Source organism: Candidatus Arthromitus sp. SFB-rat-Yit (assembly GCF_000283555.1).
Taxonomy (GTDB): Bacteria; Bacillota; Clostridia; order Clostridiales; family Clostridiaceae; genus Dwaynesavagella.
In genome coordinates this window covers 173,595-194,335 of sequence record NC_016012.1, presented here as the reverse complement: position 1 = coordinate 194,335, position 20,741 = coordinate 173,595, and the positions used below count along the sequence as shown (strand labels likewise).

The 20,741-nt window shown below is 31.1% G+C and carries 15 protein-coding genes and 1 other RNA gene; 3 read left to right on the top strand and 13 right to left on the bottom strand.

Translation table 11 applies throughout. From position 1 onward, the window contains the following. Position 1: 1 nt before the first annotated feature. From RATSFB_RS00845 to RATSFB_RS07555, 8 genes are all read right to left on the bottom strand, one after another. The gene (locus tag RATSFB_RS00845; protein WP_014094176.1) at positions 2-2,101 is read right to left on the bottom strand and encodes a BglG family transcription antiterminator; all 2,100 of its coding nucleotides are present in this window, start codon (positions 2,099-2,101) and stop codon (positions 2-4) included. A 3-nt stretch (positions 2,102-2,104) separates the two neighbouring features. Then, positions 2,105-3,964 (bottom strand): PTS mannitol transporter subunit IICBA, encoded by a 1,860-nt coding sequence (locus RATSFB_RS00840; protein WP_014094175.1) that lies wholly within the window; start codon positions 3,962-3,964, stop codon positions 2,105-2,107. Positions 3,965-4,113: 149 nt separating this feature from the next. Continuing rightward, entirely contained in the window at positions 4,114-4,842 is a 729-nt protein-coding gene (locus tag RATSFB_RS00835) for a DUF4097 family beta strand repeat-containing protein (protein ID WP_014094174.1), read from the bottom strand. Between the two features lie 69 nt (positions 4,843-4,911). Continuing rightward, positions 4,912-5,403 carry an acetyltransferase gene (locus tag RATSFB_RS00830; protein ID WP_014094173.1) on the bottom strand — a complete coding sequence of 164 codons (492 nt, stop codon included), beginning with the start codon at positions 5,401-5,403 and terminating at the stop codon, positions 4,912-4,914. Positions 5,404-5,798: 395 nt separating this feature from the next. Further along, positions 5,799-7,265: an amino acid permease gene (locus RATSFB_RS00825; protein ID WP_044035465.1), complete on the bottom strand. Its 1,467-nt coding sequence runs from the start codon at positions 7,263-7,265 to the stop codon at positions 5,799-5,801. 114 nt (positions 7,266-7,379) lie between these two features. Beyond that, the gene (locus RATSFB_RS00820) at positions 7,380-13,196 is read right to left on the bottom strand and encodes a DUF4214 domain-containing protein (protein ID WP_014094171.1); all 5,817 of its coding nucleotides are present in this window, start codon (positions 13,194-13,196) and stop codon (positions 7,380-7,382) included. Positions 13,197-13,456: 260 nt separating this feature from the next. Further along, on the bottom strand, positions 13,457-14,110 hold the full coding sequence (locus RATSFB_RS00815) for a phage Gp37/Gp68 family protein (RefSeq protein ID WP_014094170.1): 654 nt from the start codon (positions 14,108-14,110) through the stop codon (positions 13,457-13,459). Then, entirely contained in the window at positions 14,107-14,286 is a 180-nt protein-coding gene (locus RATSFB_RS07555; RefSeq protein WP_371136977.1) for a hypothetical protein, read from the bottom strand. Before RATSFB_RS07555 ends, RATSFB_RS00815 begins: the two co-directional genes overlap by 4 nt. Positions 14,287-14,628: 342 nt before the next feature. Here RATSFB_RS07555 and RATSFB_RS07335 point away from each other — a divergent pair, with 342 nt between their 5' ends. From RATSFB_RS07335 to RATSFB_RS00805, 3 genes are all read left to right on the top strand, one after another. Further along, on the top strand, positions 14,629-14,823 hold the full coding sequence (locus RATSFB_RS07335) for a hypothetical protein (RefSeq protein ID WP_148267214.1): 195 nt from the start codon (positions 14,629-14,631) through the stop codon (positions 14,821-14,823). Positions 14,824-15,099: 276 nt separating this feature from the next. Then, positions 15,100-15,435 (top strand): PadR family transcriptional regulator, encoded by a 336-nt coding sequence (locus RATSFB_RS00810; protein WP_014094168.1) that lies wholly within the window; start codon positions 15,100-15,102, stop codon positions 15,433-15,435. Positions 15,436-15,440: 5 nt separating this feature from the next. Next, positions 15,441-16,226, top strand: a complete 786-nt coding sequence (locus RATSFB_RS00805; protein WP_014094167.1) for a hypothetical protein — start codon at positions 15,441-15,443, stop codon at positions 16,224-16,226. Between the two features lie 458 nt (positions 16,227-16,684). Here RATSFB_RS00805 and ssrA read toward each other — a convergent pair. The 5 genes from ssrA to RATSFB_RS00785 form a co-directional block, all read right to left on the bottom strand. Further along, positions 16,685-17,044: a transfer-messenger RNA gene (ssrA, locus tag RATSFB_RS07190) on the bottom strand. A gap of 56 nt (positions 17,045-17,100) precedes the next feature. Beyond that, the gene (gene smpB, locus RATSFB_RS00800) at positions 17,101-17,562 is read right to left on the bottom strand and encodes an SsrA-binding protein SmpB (protein WP_014094166.1); all 462 of its coding nucleotides are present in this window, start codon (positions 17,560-17,562) and stop codon (positions 17,101-17,103) included. Next, entirely contained in the window at positions 17,555-19,645 is a 2,091-nt protein-coding gene (rnr, locus tag RATSFB_RS00795) for a ribonuclease R (protein WP_014094165.1), read from the bottom strand. The genes smpB and rnr overlap by 8 nt, the downstream gene beginning before the upstream one ends. 63 nt (positions 19,646-19,708) lie before the next feature. After that, entirely contained in the window at positions 19,709-19,939 is a 231-nt protein-coding gene (gene secG / locus RATSFB_RS00790; protein ID WP_014094164.1) for a preprotein translocase subunit SecG, read from the bottom strand. Positions 19,940-19,953: 14 nt separating this feature from the next. Next, complete coding sequence (locus tag RATSFB_RS00785) at positions 19,954-20,733, bottom strand: shikimate kinase (protein WP_014094163.1); 780 nt, start codon at positions 20,731-20,733, stop codon at positions 19,954-19,956. Positions 20,734-20,741: the final 8 nt, after the last annotated feature.

Below are 20,741 nucleotides of genomic sequence, written 5' to 3'. Positions count from 1 at the left end.
TCTACATCTCCTTTATAACGCCATTTTCAAATTTATCTATAATTCTTTTTAATTCTTCAACATAATAAATAGATAATATATTTTTTATATACTCTTTAATAGGTATTATATCTCGTTTTTTCAAAATATCTATGAAAGTATAATCCTTAACTAAATTTGAAGTTAACTCTCCTATAACCCCTCTTAAAACTTTTGTATTTATAGCTTCTGGTATAATAAAATAAAAAATGAGATTTAATTTTCCATTACAAAATGATATTTCCTCATTTAATATATAACTCCCTATGAATATTTCTCTTGAAAATTTGCTTATTGTATGAAGAATTATTATACCAAGATCTTTTACGTAAGAGCTTAAAGTCATCTCTTTTTTTAATATTTCATCAAATATTTCCTCTCTATTATACGAAAGAGTTTTATTTGTAAAATCCTTAATTATATTTTGAATTGATCCAAATGTTTCAATTTCTCCTATCTTAAAATTATCTTCTATAAATCTAACTATATTTCCCAAATAAGAAATACCCTCTATATCTAATGATTTATTTTTATTCCCAAATGATTTAAGATCCTTACACTTTAACTTAAATATATTTTTTATCTTATCATTTATAGCAAGTATATCGCTTATACTTAGATTCACTCCAACTTTTACATAATTCATATCATCTTTTATATCACTTGTCGAAATAATAAAATCTATATTTCTATCGTATGAAATTTTAAGCAAATCAAAAGAATCAATAGTATTTACAATAACTATGTTTGGAAACTCTTTTTTTATTCTATTATTTAAAAAATAAGAAACTCCTCTTTCCCCCTCTGAATATATTAAAATCCTATATTTAAATTTTGATTGAAGCTTCTTTTCATATGCTGCAGCTATATACATCGTTATATATCCAACTTCACTCTCAGGGACTTCCTTAAATATTATATTTTCTAAAACTGAACACGCCTTCTTTGTTGCATCAAATATTTCCCTATACTCACTTTTTATCATTTCTAAAAAAGAGTTTCTAATGTTCATATTCATAAATAACCTGCTTATAGCAGGACCAAGATGAATACTTAAATTTTTTATAAGGTCGCTTGAATCCATAAGAGATATTCCAAGAATCTTTTGAACCTTACCTACAATATCTCCCGAAATTTTAATCTTGTCTAAACGATCAAAATTAAAATCATAACCATATTCTCCATAATATCCACATATATTATTCGCCTTGAGATGCATTGATATATAACAAATATCAAAATCATCTACAAAAAGTCCAAATTCTTCTCCAATTTTATTTAACATCACTTTTGATATATTAAATTCTATACTATCTTTAAACTCCTCTATTTTATATCGTGAAAATTCACAGTTATAAGACTCTTTAATTCTGCAAAAGGTAATAATAAGATGCACCATAATGGATGTATAGGCTTTTTGTAATAACTTTATATTAAATAGTTGAAATGTTTCTTCCACTATATTATTTATAATTTTCAAATGATTATCGGGAACTTTTAGAAAGTCATGCTGTAAATTATAAGAAGAACTTATAAGCATTAAATATAAATTTCTACCTGAAAACTTTTCACGGAACAAATGAGAAGAGAGCTCTCTTAACTTCTCTTCGCTTCCTTCTATATACATGCCTAACCCTTTTTTAGTTATAAGTTTTAAATTAAACTTGATTAAAATCTTGCTTTTTATGTACTCTAAATCTTTTGAAAATGTAGAATAAGATATCTTAAATTTATTTAAAAATAAATTACTCTTAGTTTGTGAATATAAAATATTTTCAAGTATGAACATTACTCTATCATTTCTTGAATATTTACTTAAAGAATTCTCTAAATTCAACTCTTCCCTTAATTTATTTATTCTTTCATAATCTCCCTCTAAAAATATACCAACCCCACTTTTTTTAACAAACAATATATTTCTTTCATCGAAAAATTTATCTATAACATAGAGTTCCCTAATAATAGTTCGGGAACTCACATTTAACTCTTCTGATATATCTTTTATTCTTTTAGGTTTTTTAAAATTTTCAATAAGTATTAATATTATTTGTTTTTGTCTAAAAGTTATCTTTATCTTGCCCATTTACTACTCTCTTAAAATTATATCTAATATCTCTTTCTTGTTGTTGCTTTCCTTAAGTCTTTTTAAATTTTCTTCATCACCAATAATTTCAGCAAGATTTGAAAGTATTCTTATATGATCATCTCCAACCCCAGCAATACCAACTATCAAATAAGCCTTTTCATCTCCAAATAAAACTCCATCTTTAACTTGCATAAATACTATACCACTTCTTATAATGCTACTTTTAACATCATTTTCTCCATGTGGTATTGCAACTCCCATACCAATATAAGTTGATACTAGGGATTCACGCCTAAGCATTCCACTTACATATTCTTCTTTAACATATCCATTTTTAACTAAAAGTCTTCCAACAATTTCAATCGCTTCTTCTTTTGTATCAACTGAAGCATTTAAAATAATATTGTTTTCATTAAAAATATCATATTGATTTTTGTTATTTTCTTTATTTAAAGGATCGTTCCCGAATTTTTCATTTTTTGTTCCACTCTCTAAAATATTTTTAAACAAATTTTCAATATTTGGGTCATTAAGAAAATTTTGTATTCCTATAACATTTATATTTTTATTTGTATTTAAAACTCTGTCCTTAAGATTTTCATGAGTTACAACAATCTGCGTATCTCTTGGTATATTATCTACAGAAGAATACTCTACATCTATCTTAATTCCCTCTTTTTTAAGTCTATTTCTAAATTTTGATGCTCCCATAGCACTAGATCCCATACCTGCATCACAAGAAAACACAATTTTATTTATATTTGAAAAATCGATTGCTTTATATTCTTGTAGATTTAAATTACTTTTCAATTCTCCTACTCCTGATTTTGCCTTATTCAAATCTTCCTCAGATGTTCTTTTGATAAAAAATCCACTAACTACAAATGAAACAATAGTTGATACTATTATCCCTAAAAGTATTTTTAGGGCATCCCCTTTTGCTGCCAAAAAAAGTATTGAAAATATACTTCCAGGTGATGGTGTAGCAACAAGACCTACTGAAAATAGGGAAAAAACTAAAACTCCAGAAAATCCTCCAAGTATAACACTAAGTATTAACATAGGATTCATTAATATATAAGGAAAGTATATCTCATGAATTCCTCCAAATAAATGAATAATAGCTGAACCAGCTGCCGATTGTTTAACCATACCTTTACTAAATATAAAATATGCTAGTATAACTCCAAGACCTGGTCCTGGATTTGATTCTAATAAAAATAATATAGACTTTCCAGTTTCTTGAACTTGATTAAGACCTATAGGACCTAATATACCATGATTTATAGCATTATTTAAAAATAAAATTTTTGCAGGTTCAACAAATATAGATACAAAAGGAAGTAATCCTTTATTAATTATAGTATAAACTCCAATTGACAAAAATCCTGTCAAAGTTGTTATAACAGGTCCTATAAAAAGAAACGATAATATAGCAAGTATTACTCCTAATATCCCTACGGAAAAATTATTTACAAGCATCTCAAATCCTGAAGGAATTTTATCTTCTACATATTTATCAAATTTCTTAATAACAAATCCACTAATAGGACCTACAACCATAGCACCAATAAACATCGGTATATCTGATCCAACTATAACTCCACTCGTTGATATTGCTCCAATAACTCCTCCTCTATCGCCTCCAACAACTCGTCCACCAGTATACCCAATTAAAAGAGGCAATAAATACTTGAGCATTGGGTCAACTAAATTTCCAAGAGTTTCGTTAGGAATCCAACCTGATGGAATAAAAAATGCAGTTATAATACCCCAAGCAATAAATGCTCCAATATTTGGCATTACCATACCACTTAAAAACTTACCAAACTTTTGAACATTATTTTTAATATTTCCCATTCAACTTCTCCTTCTAATACCATAATTATTTATAATAATTATAGTAATTTATTTTAAACTATTTCAATTAAAACAAGTTTCCTAAATGTCATCAATAATGTTGACATTTATATGATATAAAAAAAATAGTGCGAAACGCACTATTTTTATTAATGATTTACATTTAATTTCTTCTTACCATTCTCTACGTTGACATTTAAATCCTGTATCTTATAATTTTCATCTGCATTTACATATATAAAATCTCCATTTAAAACATTTACATGAACTTTTTCAGAATACACATCAACAAAATCACCATTACCATTTTTAATATCAAGATCTATAAAATCACTAAATAAATGTAATAAAGAAACATCTCCATTAGATTTTAAAATATTTACACTTTTTATTTTGCCCGAATCGAGTTTTAAGGCACCATTTCCGCACTCAACATTTAAAACATTTAAATGTATATCATATATTTCAATATCTCCATTGTTAACTAATAGTTCAATATTGCTTAAATTTTTATTCATAGGTACTCTTATTAAAATGCGTCCACAGTTCCCTATTTCTTTAAAGTTCTTTTTATTATTCCTAATTATCTTTATACTATTTTGATCATGTGATATCTCATAAGAAAATTTATCAACTAGGTAACTAACTTGTATAATAATATTTTGTACATTTTCATCTCCCAATATCTTTACATCTGTATCTAATGTATCTATAAATATATTTTTACCTTCTACCTCACGTATATTATATTCCTGTGTTTTTACATTCTTTGATTTGTAAAAATTGCTTTTCTCTCCTTTTAATACCTTAAATATTATATCCCTAAATATAAAACATAAAATTAAAATGAGAAGTATTGTTATATAAATAGTAGACATAATGTAACCCCTCCTTATCTAATACCATTTTATCATATAAAAAAACCTATTGAAATATTTCAACAGGTTTTACAAAACTTTTTCATAACAGCGAAAAGGATATTTTATATTTTCCTTAATATATCCAACAAATCTATAATTAAGTTTATCCATTACATTTAATGTATGTGTATTTAATTCACATACACATCCTCTAACATAATTTAATCTATACTTTCTTGATATATCTTCCACAAGAAATATTAATTCTTCTTCAATTCCTCTATCTTTATAATCTTTATTAATAGTTATACTATGAAAAGAGGTACCTGTTACATTCTTACTCCATTTTATATGAGATGAATTCAATATTTCGTTACTACTTATAAATATAAAACCTCCTATATCCGTGCCTATACCTTTTAAATAAATATACCCGTTTTCTATTCCATATTTAAAAGCATCCTCTCCTAGATATTCAATTTGAAAGTCATCACATCCATTTTGTCTCATTTCTTCTAATGCTTCCTCAAAAACATATTCTATTTTATGCAAATCTTGAATAGTTGCTCTTCTTAACAATTAAACAAGCTTCCTTTCTAAAAATTATTTAACACCTTACATATTCTAATATCAAAATTCCACCATCAACAAAATACTTAATTAATTTTAATTTGAGAGAAATATAATTTTTCTGAATAAAAAATCTCTTACCCTTCCAAAGTATAACTAGTATAATTTCTATAATATACTAATCAACTATATCTCCATCTATAAAATGAATATTACATAATCTCCATTTTCTTTATCAATATATACATCAAGGCTCATAGCTAAATTAAGTATAATTTTTCTACTCATAACTCTCTCCTAGTCCTTAAATCTATTCATTTCCTAATTAACCTAATTTAATACACTATTTTAAATTATTTTTAATTTAAAAACAAATAAAGCTATGAAAAAATCACCATAGCTTTTTAATTTTTACCTTTATTAAATTTATTTTTAGAATGTCTACCCCAACATATAAGTGCAAACCATATAAATATAAAAAGACCCAAAACTTTATATGCACATATAAGTATAGGATTTCCTTCCCCATCTGGTATAATTCCATTCATAGCATCAATAATTAAAGATGGTTCTGGGAATATAGACATGAATATAACAAATATTAATATGAAAAATAATATTATTCCCATAAATATTCCAAATCCTCTATTTCCCATCTTAAACTCTCTATCAATATTATTCTTCTTAAGTCTTAAAACAATATATGCAATAAGTAAGAAAAGTATAGGGATGAGATAAGTCGCAGCCGTCATATTTATAACTGTTTCAAGGAAACTCTCAAGTGATCCAATACCAATCCCCGGTATGAGTAGTAAAATCGTAACTATAATAGCCTGAGCTTTCAATGCATTATATGGAGTTCCAAGTTCATCAGTCTTAGCAACCCAAGTTCCAAACACTCCCTCAGGTATTTCAGAAAACAGAGCTTTAACAGGGACAGATGTCCATATAACAAGTGATCCAAGATTGGATAACAAAAGTATTAGACCTATGAATCTATTCATTATTATATTTGATATCCCAAAATGTCCTCCTAAAATAGAAAAGACATTAAATATTCCATTTGAATAATTATTTTCTAAAACTTCTCTCGGAACTACAAGTCCTATAGCAACGCACGCTAATGTATAAATTCCCCCAACTAAAATAACAGCTGTAATTATTGTCTTTATAAAGGACTTTATTCCTCCTTTTGTATCCTTAACATATACCCCAGTGCTTTCAGATCCCCCAAGTGATTGGAGTATCCATGCCATAACCATGAAAAATGTCCAGTCAAATTTTGGAGTAAGTGTTTCAACCGTAAACTCTTGTGCTGGGGGTTTTTTCATTGCAAATACAAACACAAAAGCTAATATTATAAACAAAATTCCCATTAGCATTTTTGCCACACCTGCAATGTTTGTAACCTTTGATAAAACTTTTACTCCTCTTATTGATATATAAGTTCCAATCCAGAAAAGTACAACACTAGATATAGCTAAAACAAGAGTACTCTTACTATTTCCTTCAAAGAGGTTTCTTCCAAAAAAAGTGTATGATGCATATATTAAAGTGTTTGGAATTAGCGATGTAAAATAAAATAAATTTGCAAAAAAGTAAGACCAAGCACCCAAGAAAGCCCATTTATCTCCCAAAGACGTTTTTATCCAACTATGTATACCTGATTCACTTTCTTTATTTATAGATACAAATTCAGCTACCATAAATGTAATCGGAATAAAATAAACTATAGTTGAGAATAAATATCCGGATATGTTAGCAAGTCCTATTTGTATGCTATTATTTATTATATTTGAGAAATTAAAAATTGCAGAGAATGTCATAAGAAGTAATGCGATTTTAGATATTTGTTTTCTATTGTTCATAATAAATTAAACTCTCCTTTTATGTTCAACCAATCACATTATAATATAAAATTCACAGTTTAAAAAGAGTAATTTATATATATAAAAAAGTGGTAGAAACTTTCTACCACTTTTATTTTATGCAACTACTCCTGCTGCATCTTGGTCCATTTGTCTCCAGAATATTCCAACTTTATCACAAAGCTTTCCAAATTCAGGCTCGTGAACCATTCTATCAACCAAAACTTCTTGTGCAAGCTTTTTATTTCCTTGAGCATTCTGGAGATTCTCGTTATATATTCCTATCCAGAATTCAAGTCCTCCTTGATCGTATTCCCTGTTAACAACTATTTGATATAAAGCTGCTATAAGATCATTATCTGATAAGTTTCTATTTGTAAACTCATCTTCTGCGAACATTAAATTTTTGAGGAAATACTCACCATTTAATGTTTTTGGTTTCATCCTATGAGCATACCAATAATTGTATCCTTCCTCATCTGGGAATCTCTCAAATGCAAACCAATATGCGTTACTTAACCAATCTTGTGCTACATCTTCAGGCTGAGTTGTAAACTCAGGAATTACAATTTTATGAGTATATCCATCTTCAAGTGGAATTTCCAATTCAATATTAGTGTACTTTTTCTTCGGTATTGTTGGTGCTATTGTAAATCCTGATCCATCCGCATTAAATGTAGCTGTGAATCCTTGATAAGCTTCATCTCCCATACTAAGCATAATAGTTCCTCCTGTATCAACTGGGAGTTCTACTGGTATTATAAACTCTGCTGAAGTTCCTTGAATATCACTAGGTATTTCTTCAATTATTATTTCTTCTTCAAATGCTTTCTCAGTTTCAAAAGTTACTTCAAATGGATCTATTTGAAGTCCTTCTTTAGTTATTTGAACTTTTGCTGTATAAGATATTCCACCTTCTAATCCTGTTAATTCTCCTGATGTTGTTCCTGATCCACTTGATGTTAAAGAAGGTGAATCTGGGTAATTTGTTTCATCTGTTTTTCTTACAAATACTTCTGTTTTATCACTATCTCCAAAAGTTATATTACTTGGATATTTCCATGTAATTTTTGCCCCATCTTTTGTTATTTGAGACTCATCAATTGATGCTGATAAATATGATGCCTTAAATGTTTTCATATATAAAAGTCCGCCGAGGTCATAACAAACAGCAACGTCATAATCTTTTGATGGGTCTTCAATTTTTATACTCGCATCAGATACAGAGCTAATTTTTTCTCCCAAATATTCTGTATTTGATAATTGTTTTAATAAGTTAATATCATTAGGCATTGGTGTTCCATCTGATTCTTTATGAGCTATTATTAATTTATCTGTCATGCTATAATCAGAATCTTCAAAGAAATCTACCTTATTTTTACCATAATTCCATGATATAAGTGCATCGTTATATTTAAGCTGCTCAAGTTTTATATCAGAAAGACTAAGTGCTCCTGTTGTCAAATCAAATGTAACAGGATCTACCTGACCATCTTCTAAATCAAGTGCAACTGCCATGTCATATCTCGCTTCAGGAAGTAAATAGCTAAGTTCAATTAAAGTCATATCAGATATGTTATTGTCATCTGATTGAACTCCCTCAAATACTAAATTATAATCATCTATTACTTCTCCATCAGAAAATTCATCTTTTGCATATATTAACAACTTATCGCCATTAACAAATTCATAGTTATCTGGAAGAGTAATACTTACTAAAGCTCTCGTTTCATTAACTTCAGTTGCTTCTGCCTTCATTGGGTTTATCTTATTATTAAACTCCAATTCTTTTTCATAAGTTCTATCTCCAACTTTATACTCTAGTTTCATTTTCTGATCTACTCCAAGAGATTTCGCAAGTACATAATCGCTAAACGTATTCTCTATGCTCTTACCTGCTTGATTTTCTTCATAAGATAAACTATATTCTGGATCACTTGGATAGTCATTTTCACTTGCAAGCTTTACGAATATCTTCAATGTATCTGCTGGGTTAAATTTCATTCCTTCAGGTTCTATAGCCCAGTTAACAAGTATATCGTATTCTTGATAGCTATCCATCTCAAATGATTTTATTTCAAATGATTTTGTTGATATATCAACTTCTTTTTCTATAGAATAAGCATCATCTCCAGTACCCATTGTAAATTTAATTTTTGATTTATATTTCCTCTCTGGAGTTAATCCTGATACATCAACTGCTGTAACCTCGTTCATATCATACTTGCCTTTATCTTCATTAACGTTTGCTGCATGAGTTAAAGTAAGAAGTGCAGAACCATAATCTGTGGTAATTCCATTATCCCTTGTTTGCTGGCTTTCATTTTGAATTTCTTTAACAAAGATTTCTATTTTATCTCCATCCTGAAGCTGATACTCTGGCGGATACTCCCATCCAAAGGTTGCTGAAGTTTGATTTGATACATAAACCGTTGCTTTAAGCTCATCAACTTTTGTTTTAAGGACTACTTCTGCTTCTGAAGTTTTAGGTGTTCCATTTTGAGCATCTATTCCTTGCTCTGATACAGTTGATGCTACATTCATAGTGTATTTAACTTTTAGAGTGTACTCTTTATTAGTCCCTAGATTCTTTAAATCTAGAGATTTAAAATCTTTAATAGGACCTGTTTTCTCAACATGCTGTGAGTGCTGTGGATCATCTGCAAGTTCTACAATACCTTCATCTACACTTCTAGAACTACTTCCATGATTCATGGTATAAATCTTAGTGAAATTTGTAAGATCATCTCCACTCCTTGACTTTTTAGAACTATCCTTTATAAATACTTCTACCTTATCACCATCAGTAAACTCTTTTTCAGTTGGTGCAAAGCTCCAATTTATAGTACCTGTTTTAGTTTTAACATTTGATGTATTAAGTCCTACAATTTGTAGATCATTGGTTGCTTTAAAGTTAGTTGACACGGTATAAACTTCAGTTTTATTTTGTCCATTTAGGAATGCAAGAGTAACATCATAGATCGCATTTTCCTCAAGTCCTGTTATCTCTTTTTCACTTGTCGTAACTGCTATTTCTTCATTATTTGGTAAACCCGAAGTTCTAGAAGAATTCGCCTGTTTTGTAACTGTTAATTTAACTTTATCATTTGGTCTAGAACTTTCTTTATATCCATTTGGATAAGTCCATTTAACTTTCGCAGTCCAGTTATTACTATTTCTAGAATTACTACTCTTTATATCAGAAACTTCAACTCTCAATTCTGCATTAACTTGAACTAAAACATACTTACTAATCTTTTTACCTTTTAACGTATACTCAACTTTTGCGTTATACAAAGTATTAAAATTTGGAACTTCTATTGTTGCTTCTTTTGAGGTTCCTGGTGTTAAATTCAAACCGCTTATAGGCGTTTCTGGGTACTCTGAACTAGTACTATCTTTCAAAAATACTTCAAGTTTATCTTCTGATCCAAACTCAACATCACCTTGAGTTTCCCATGTAAGTTTTACTTTTGATGCATCATCTGTTTGGTTCTCTGCTGTGAGTGTTTTTATACTAAATGCCTCTGTTTTGAAATTAAAAAAGTTAGATGAATACTTTTCACCACTCTCTCCAAAATCCCCATCTTTTTGTATCACATGTTGTATCCTCAATCTATACCACTGATCAGGTTCAAGATCAGTTAAATCAAAGTCTTGATATTCCTCAGTATAATTCCAATCTGTACCATAAACAAATTCTTTTACTTTCATATCATCATCAAAAGTATTTGTCGCTGTACTAGTAGAAGCAACCTTTTTTAAATGAAATCTAACTAAATGTCCTTCTTCTGGTCTATATGCTTCGTATTGACCATCCTCATTTCCTGGGTCTACTTTCCATGAAACCTTTGCTGAAGTTTGATTAACATCCTTAACCTCTAGCATTGGCGGCATTCCGGGTGATGCGTATACAGTTCTTCTATTATAAGCATTTTCACCATTTTGTCCTTGATCTTTACTAGTTATTATCTGCTTACCACCTATTGTGTAAATCAAATCTACATGGTAATTTTTTACCCAACTAGGAATAGTAATTTCAGCTTTTTTAACATTACTTAAATTCTGTGTAGCGGTAAACGCTGGATTAGAATAATACTGATTATTCATTGGATAACCTGAAAAAGAAGCATTACCATTCGGTTTTATAAAAATTTCAACCTTATCACCTTCACTAAACTGCATATTTGAAGGCTGAAAATCCCACTTTATATTAACCTTTCTATTACGTGGTAAAGCCTCACTATGGAAAGTATCATTATACTGAGCTCCCTCAACTTCAATAAAATTCATAAGTCCAAAATGCTTTGTATTAAACTCTACAAAACTATCTATAACTCCCCTTTGATTATATAAAACAATTTTTGCCTCATATAGGGTACTTGGTGCTATTCCTGTTATAACAGTTGAAGTTGTATTCGAAAGATTAACACTATTAGATCCGTGAGATAACGTTTTCTTTGGAGTTACAGAAAAAGTTCCATTACTACCTTTATCTCTCAAAAATATTTCAACTCTATCACCAGATACTGGTCTGTATCCATTTGGATATGCCCAATTTAATTTTACGGATGTTTCTGTCATATCTGATGCTGTGAACTCCATTGGAGTATATACAAAAGAGCTAGAAATTGTTTTAGTACCATTTGTAAATTCAACTAAATAACTTTTTCCTTTTTCAAAGCTCTTACTCAATCTAATTTCATTAAAATCTTGCCAACCCACTCCAGACGTTTTCTCTCCAAGCTTAGTTCCTTTAGAATAACTATCACTTAATTCATAAATATAAAGTTTATTCTTTGGATCAATCTTAGGTATAAAAGCCTTCATAGGTTCCAAATCTACGTTAATAATATTCCCTTCTCCAGTAACACTTCTAATATCACAATTTAATCTCTCCATTTCTCCAGGAACAAACAAACTAAAAAAACCTTCTAATTTTTGCTTAGTTTCATCATTTGGATCAATTCTAATCGTAACCTTACCACCTAAGCCTAAATTTACATCCTCAAATGTTACATCTTTTTTAGTAGTATTATAAGTTCCTCTAAATGAAGAATATCTAGAATCTGGTATTCTAAACACATCATTTGTATTAAACGTCTTATCTTTAAGTGTTGTATGTTCTTTAAACTTAATCTTAAAATCAATATTATCTGTATTATTTTTAAATCCTACAGACTCTAAATCAATTACAACCGTACCAAAGTCATGTTTGCCTCCAGTAATAGTTGTAAATAATTTCCAGTGATATCTTCTATCTAAAATATCAAAGTAAAAATTAAATCCATTATTATTCCCCAATATGTCTCTATCATCTTCTACACTAATTTTATACTTAGCATCTTTAATCTCTTTAATAGTTTTATTAATAACTGAGAATCCTGCAATACGTATAGTTGCTACTTCATTATCATTGAAAGAATCTATAAAACTATGATTAAGTTCAGCTTCTGCAATATACTTATTATTTTTTTGAGTATATTTCATTATTGGCTCTTTTCCATAACTCCAATCGTTATAAAAAATCTCTTGAATTAATTTCTTCTGAGCTCCCCCAATATTTGCAAGCATCTCTATCAAATAAGTATCCCCATTAATTGGAATGAATTTTGCTTTCCACTTTCTTTTAGTATCATCTACGACACTTGTTGCTATATCTGTTTTTTTACTGCCTTCAACCTTTTTAAGTTTAAATTCCTCAATTTTGTCTCCACTCCCTAAAAAATTATTAAAATCAAATATAGCTTCTTGATTTTTGATTGATAAATCAAAATTTATTACTCTGATAGAATTTATATCAAGTATTGCAGCTCTCTCTTGTGCCTTAACTTCTTTTACGTTTATATTTGAATTAAAAACCAAAAACTCAAAAACGAATATAAAACATAAAAATAATGAAAGCCATTTGGACCTTCTAACCGTTTTCCCCAATCTTCTTTCCTCCTTTTTTAGTTATGTAAAGAAAATTATTTTAAATTCTTAATAAACAATTATTATTATTGGTTATTTTGTTTATTTTATTCACTATTAATTAATATTTATAAAATATAGTTAACCTATTTTATAAATAATATTCTTTATTATAGTCATTAACTTCACAAAGTATATTACATGGATTACCAACCCTTCAATATCCCTTTTCTATAAAAACACGTTTGCTGTAATTTTCAAACTCGTAAAACGTGTTTAAGTTAGCGCATGTTCAATTGTGGCATCATTTGAATAATTTTGCCATCGAGTGCTTTACCGTTAGCTTTCTTATTACGCTTGACTCCGTCTGAACCCCAAGTGCCCCACTGTTTGAAGAAGAATGCTGCACCTTGCTCTTCTGCATCCGCAAGGTCGAGTTCACCTATATCTTCTACCAAAGGCTCACATGAAAGGAATCGAACGGAGGCTTGCAAAGGGCGGAGCGATTCGATGCGATGTTTAACCGACGACGATTCTACTGTTACTCCGAGCCACACATTTTGGGGGATATCAGTCCGCGTAAAATACTCAGCCATTCGTTCTGCACGTTTTGTAAGGATTTGATAACGATGACGTGGTGTTTGCCTTATCGTATTCATAACACTATCAATAAAATCGAGTGGCACTTCATCGTGAAAAAGGTCGGCCATTGAGCAAACAAATATGGTATGGGGTTGTTTCCACTTAATGGGTTCGTATAACGAAGCCTCATGCATTGTCGGCATAAATCCGTTAGCATACTTTGCAACGCCCATAGCTCGAAGCCTGTTTACCATTGTTTCCGCATAGCAATGAGCGCATCCAGTTGAAAACTTTGTGCAGCCCGTTACTGGATTCCACGTCCTGTCAGTCCATTCTATCTTAGTGGTTCTCATACAGCACCTCCAAAAGTTATACGCATTTCATCCGAAAACGAACCTTTTCGAGGAGGTTTGTTGGTCTTTGGATTTACGGCACTAATCAATCCCATCTCAAACATCATGCGTAAGACTTCTTTATAATTTTTCTTGATATATGGGCGGTCAACGCTGTGCTCTTCATAAAGCGTCAAAAAATCTATTGTTTAGCCAGCATATTGCTTTAACAGCACCCCTTGTAAGTCATCAAGCGGACTTGAAAGCAAAAGGAAAGGTTCTTAACAGCTTTTAGCCACCTGATGCATGACCGCGATGGTCTGATTGAGGACTGCCGCCTTGCTCAAAACGTCCTTTGTGATACGACGGCGATTGATGCGGAACTCGCAAAATTGTTCCGTGAGATTGAGGTTGTCACCGAGCTATCCCGAAAGGCAATTTACGAAAATGCTTGAACTGCTGTCAATCAGACGGAATGGTCGGAGAGCAATAACGCCTACCTCAACCGACATCGTAGGGCTTCCGAACAAGTTGATGAATTGGAGACCGACAAACGGGAGCGCCTCGGCAAGGCAAAGATTATCGAGGGTTTCATCAAAGACATCAAGAGCCGCCCAATTGCCATCGACGAGTTCGACGAAAAGCTGTGGCTTGCCGTAATCGACCAAGTGACGGTCTACCGTGACGGCATAATGACATTCAGGTTCAAGAACGACTCGGAAGTCACGGCTTAACAACGCCAAATCAAGGTTATCAATCCATCAAGGGTATTGGCAACCTTAAATCATATAAAAAACCCAATAATCATACGGCTTTCTCGGTCAAGGTTGTAAGGTTGCCAAGGTATCCGGCTCGCCAATCGGCGGGCTGTTTTTCTTTGCCAAGAATGACCGCACGGAAGCTATGTAAAAAGGCGTGTAAGGAAAATATAAATATTATAGGAAACCTCATAATAAGTTATTTATAATAGTGTGTGTAGCACAGTATAATAAAAGCCGGAGGTGATGCTAATGTCGGAAGATGAACTGCTTCAAGGCTTAATTGTCGATTTGCGACGAGGCACGCTTGTCCTCGCCGTATTGAGCAGCATAAATCAACCTAAATATGGATATGAGCTGTTGCAGGACATGGAAAAACAGGGCATCCGCATTGAAGCCAATACACTCTATCCATTACTACGGCGTTTAGAGTCACAGGGCTTATTACAAAGCCAATGGGACACCGCCGAAAGCCGTCCGCGTAAATACTATACACTCATCGACCGAGGCCGGGTGCTCCACGCGCAGTTGCGAGATGAATGGCGGCGCATGACCTGTGAAATGGAAAATCTGTTGGGAAAGGATTAACCGAAATGAATGAAATGATTGAGCGTTATATTTATGATGTTACACGCCGCTTGCCAGAGAATGAGCGCGGTGAAATCAAGCGTGAAGCGGTGACGGCAATTGTAGCAGTCGTTTGCGGCTGTATAGGAGTGGTTTTAGCTCTGTCATCTGGCTCAATAGTTCAGATTATCTCAAGCGGTATTGCCATGGCGTTTGAGGGGGCACTGCAAACTGCGCTATGGATTACGGTAGGTTTTGTAATTGCCGAAAAATGCGGTTATAAACAAGAGTGGAAGCCCGAAGATTTACCTCAATTGCCGACGGGTATTAAAATCTCGCGCTCCTCATCTATCGCGGGAATGATTATATCGGTATTTCTCCCCGTGCTATTTATCGCTATGATTATTCGTGAAGAATCGTTCTTTATATTTGTGCGCGGTGCGGACATTATCACTCCTCTTTCACAGGCCGCATTGGAGAGGTTTATACCGTATCTCGTTATGCTTGGGGTTTTAGGGTTCATTGTAAATGGCTTTAGGTTGTATTGGGCAAAATGGAATATTCCGCTTTGCGTAATAAACGCAATCTACAATGTCGTATGGGCAGGCGTTGTTATTTCTGCCTTGAATTGGCCGGATTTGATAAGCACTGAATTTCTCGAATATATGAGCACAATAGCTGGTGGGGCTGACATTCTACGATATATAGGCATAGGCGCATTGATTACTTCTGTCGTAATTATCGTCATTGCCATCATAGAAATAGCCACAGGCATTTGGAATACTTGGAAAAGTACGCGGAAACCAATTTAATATTATTTTGAAATGAACAAAATGTAACGGGATTGACATAACTATAATCATCCCACATGGAATATAAGTAACTGCTCTTATAGACACTCCGAAGGGGGTGTCTTTTTTATACACATTAACATTGCTAAATCAAGGCATCCTGCTCGCCAATCGGTGGGCTGTTTTTCTTTGCCTGAACCCTTATTTTTAACGGGTCGATGTATCGTTAAAAGATAGCCTGATTTTCGGTGCAACTTTTAACGATTACCTTTCTTTTAACGATTTGCCCCTGCGGCTGCCCCGAAAACCGCTATGCTTCGTGTCAAGCGTCCTCTAAAAACCCTCTATGAAAACACCAACTATTGATTGCTACAACGCAAATCCCACAAACGCAGGAAAGCCTAGTATAACTGGACTTTTGGACAAACAAAAAACCACCTGCTGACAAAATTACTTTTATCAATAGATGGTAGATGTTATGGTGGAGGCGAGGGGAGTTGAACCCCTGTCCGAAAGTAGTCATATTTAAATCTCTCCGAGTGCAGTTTATGTTTTAAATTCCTTTATACAACTTCCATAAACAAAATTTGTACAAAGTAGCTTCATAAATCCCGTTCCTTAATCAAAGCTTTTTAAGGCTCGTTTCCCTACTTAAATTTGACACCTATATTTGCGCCGTAGGACTCGCAAACTAGATGAAGCTAGCTATTAATTAAGCAGCTTGTAAAGAATAATTTTTGTCGTTTACTTTTTTTAGTAAATTTTTAAAGAGAATCCACTAAAACTCTACTCGCTATCTAAATACTCCAGTACCCCCGTCGAAACCAAAATACGCCCCCTTGATAAAAATTATCCTTAAATCAGTATACCACCTTAAAAATATTTTTTCAACAAGCTACCTATATTTCTCTTTCATAGCCCTATCTATATCTCTTCTGTGTTCACGCTCAAGCATCGAATCCCTTTTATCATAATTTTTCTTACCACGACAAAGGCCCAAATTTACCTTTATAATACCATCTTTAAGATAAAGAGAAATAGGTATAAGAGAATACCCTTCCTGATTCTTTTTTATAAAAAGATCTGATAACTCCTTTTTATGAAGTAATAACTTTCTATCACGAAGTGGATCTCTATTAAATATATTTCCCTTTTCATAGGGACTTATATGCATGTTTATTATATATAACTCCCTATTTTTAAAAACTCCGTAACTATCTTTTAAGTTAGCTCCATGAGACCTTATAGATTTAACCTCAGTTCCAACCAAAACAATTCCAGCCTCATAATTCTCCTCAATAAAATAATCGTGAAATGCTTTCTTATTTTGAGATATTACATTTGATTTTTTACTCATGATTTTCACCTACTAAACCAAAATAAATTTCATTGTTTTCTAAAATAACATTTAAAACTTTTACATGAACCATCATACCAATCTTAAACACATTTTTATTACATTCCCCAATTAAAGAAATATTCTCTTCATCAAAATGATAAATGTCATCATTCATATCATTAATATGAACAAGCCCTCTTATAGTATTTGGGAGATCAACAAAAAAACCAAAACTCGTTATAGATGATATTATTCCCGTATACTCCTCACCTATTTTATCCTTCATAAATTCAGCCTTCTTAATATCATATAATTCTCTTTCTGATTCCTCCGCTTCCCTCTCTCTAAGTGATGAATTTTCACAACAAACAGAAACCTCTTCAGATAAATTTTTAAGAAGTTTATCTCCTATGCTTCCCTTTAGAGATAATTTTATAATCCTATGGGCAACCAAATCAGGATACCTTCGAATCGGAGATGTAAAATGACAATAATATTTAGTCGAAAGCCCAAAATGTCCCATACACTCTTTTAAATATCTAGCTTTTGACATGCTCCTTAAAATAAATTTGCTCAAAAACATCTCCTCATCTCTACCTTTGAAATGAGAAAGTACCTTCTGTATTTGGTTTGAATAAACCTTATCATTAACTCTTAGATTATAATTTAAATTATGAAGTATATTTATTAAATTCATAATCTTTTCCATATCCGGTTCTTCATGTATTCTATATGGAAATGGATAATTCAAAAAAAACATATGTTCTGCAATAGTTTCATTACACAAAAGCATAAACTCTTCTATTATTTTGTGAGAAAATTTACGCACAAAAGCACTTATATCCAAAATATCCCCATCCTCATTCAAAGATATTTTGCATTCTGGAAAATCAAAATTAATAGATCCTCTACGCTCTCTTTTTTCATTTAATATCTCAGCCAAATCTTTCATATTAAAAATCATATCATGTATATCAGAAAACTCATGCGTTTTACCATCTATTATATCCTGAACATTATCATAGGTTAACCTATACTTAGTTCTTATCACACTCTCAAATATATCATAAGAAATTACTTCCCCAAAACTATTTATAACCATCTCACAGCTTAAAGTAAGCTTATCTGTTCCAGAATTTAAAGAACACAAATCATTCGATAACTCTTTAGGAAGCATGGGTATAACTTTATCTATTAAATAAACAGAAGTACCCCTTTTTAGAGCTTCACGATCAAGCTTACTTCCATATTTTACATAATGGGAAACATCAGCTATATGTACAGATAATTTATAATTCTCCCCATCTTTTTTAACATATACGGCATCATCTAAATCTTTCGCATCACTTCCATCAATCGTAACAATCGATAAATTTCTAAGATCTCTTCTATTTGTAAAATCATCTTCTTTAACCCTCATACGAAAACTCTTAGCTTCATTTAAAACATCTTTGGGAAAGTCTTCTTTCAAATTATACTTTTTCATAAGAACACGCATATTTATATCTTTTCTATTCTTATTTCCAAGTATTTCATTTACTATTCCCTCAGGTTTTTTTCCCAAAATTGGATACTTAGTTATCTTAACAGAAACAACATCTCCATTCTTAGCACCCATCCTATACTTCTTTGGTATATAAATATCATAGTTAATATTGTAATTCCTCGGAACAACAAACCCAAAGGATTTTAAATCTTGATACTCTCCAATTATTTCTTTATTATAACGATCAATTACATAAATAACTTCTCCAATTTTACGATTACTTCTAGACTTATCCTCTATAACTTTAACAATTACGCTATCCTTATCCATACACCCATTTGATGAAGTCCTAGATATAAAAATGTCATTTTCACCCTCAAGAAGCAAAAATCCAAATCCCTTCTTCGTCCCATCATATACTCCAAAATAAATATCATCTCTATTACTCTTTACAAACCTCCCATTTTTATCCTTAAAAATAATATTATCATGCTTAAGTTTATCCAAACTCTTATTAAACAGTTTCAAATCAGAAACCTTAAACTTCTTTAACATCTCTTTATAATTTAATTTTAAATTATCTATATAAATACACTTCAATATTTTTTCAATCATAATTTCCTCCACAAACAAAAAAACTTTATTTAAATCCAAAAATCTAAATAAAGTCTTAAAATTTTATAATATAATATTGATCAAAATTGTATTTAATCCAAATAATATAGCTAATAAATAAGTTATCTTAACAAGCTTTGCCTCCCTCGTCTTAGACTTATTTTTATTAAAAAATGTTTCTTGAGATCCTGTCATAAATCCCTTAAGACCATCAGCTTTACTTGGTTGCATTAATACTATAATCAAAATACCAATTACAAGTATAAACTGAATTACATAAAGAACTGTTTGCATTTTAAAACCCCCTCCTACATTATTCTATATATATAATGAATTATTTTATCCATAGACATATTGTCTACATTTATCTCATAATCCTTAACTTTATTATAAATCTCATGTCTAGATTTTATAAATTTTTGTATATAATTTATATTTAAATTTTGTTTAAGAAGAGGTCTCTCTTTAGTACTCCTCTTCAAATTATAAAATATATTTTCTGCAGAAGATCTTAAGTAAATCAATTTCCCAGACGACTTTAAATATTTAACATTTGATTTATTAAGAACGCTACCCCCACCAGTTGAAACTACTCCATGGAATCCATTAGCTATATTTTTAATCACATCACTCTCAACTTTTCTAAAATATTCTTCACCAAGAGTTGAGAATATTTCTCCCACTTTCATCATAAGCCTTTTCTCAATCTGATAATCTGTATCTAAAAACTTGACACCTATCTTTCTTGCAAGTATCCTACCAAGTGTAGTCTTACCACATCCCATAAAACCAATAAGCACAATATTTTTTTTATAAATTTTCCTATACTGTATATCACGACTGACTTCCATTATTGCATTTATAATCTTTATAAATTCTTCTTCGTGATATCTCTTAAAATATGTATGACTCATATTTTTTAAAAAATCAGCTCTAATCCCTTCTTCTCTTTTCTTATCAAGAATCGGCTTTCTATTCTTTTCCTTATAATTGGAAACCTTAAGAACCCAGTTGTACCTCTGTTCAAGTACCTTCAAAATCCTATAATCACAATTAACAATTTTACTCCTGTAATCCTCTAAATCCATTCCAAACC

What these genes read in the sequence shown, in the direction of transcription:
- RATSFB_RS00845 (WP_014094176.1), bottom strand. Translation starts at nt 2,101, where the DNA reads ATGGGCAAGATAAAGATAACTTTTAGACAAAAACAAATAATATTAATA.
- RATSFB_RS00840 (WP_014094175.1), bottom strand. Translation starts at nt 3,964, where the DNA reads ATGGGAAATATTAAAAATAATGTTCAAAAGTTTGGTAAGTTTTTAAGT.
- RATSFB_RS00835 (WP_014094174.1), bottom strand. Translation starts at nt 4,842, where the DNA reads ATGTCTACTATTTATATAACAATACTTCTCATTTTAATTTTATGTTTT.
- RATSFB_RS00815 (WP_014094170.1), bottom strand. Translation starts at nt 14,110, where the DNA reads ATGAGAACCACTAAGATAGAATGGACTGACAGGACGTGGAATCCAGTA.
- RATSFB_RS00810 (WP_014094168.1), top strand. Translation starts at nt 15,100, where the DNA reads ATGTCGGAAGATGAACTGCTTCAAGGCTTAATTGTCGATTTGCGACGA.
- RATSFB_RS00805 (WP_014094167.1), top strand. Translation starts at nt 15,441, where the DNA reads ATGAATGAAATGATTGAGCGTTATATTTATGATGTTACACGCCGCTTG.
- smpB (WP_014094166.1), bottom strand. Translation starts at nt 17,562, where the DNA reads ATGAGTAAAAAATCAAATGTAATATCTCAAAATAAGAAAGCATTTCAC.
- rnr (WP_014094165.1), bottom strand. Translation starts at nt 19,645, where the DNA reads ATGATTGAAAAAATATTGAAGTGTATTTATATAGATAATTTAAAATTA.
- secG (WP_014094164.1), bottom strand. Translation starts at nt 19,939, where the DNA reads ATGCAAACAGTTCTTTATGTAATTCAGTTTATACTTGTAATTGGTATT.
- RATSFB_RS00785 (WP_014094163.1), bottom strand. Translation starts at nt 20,733, where the DNA reads ATGGATTTAGAGGATTACAGGAGTAAAATTGTTAATTGTGATTATAGG.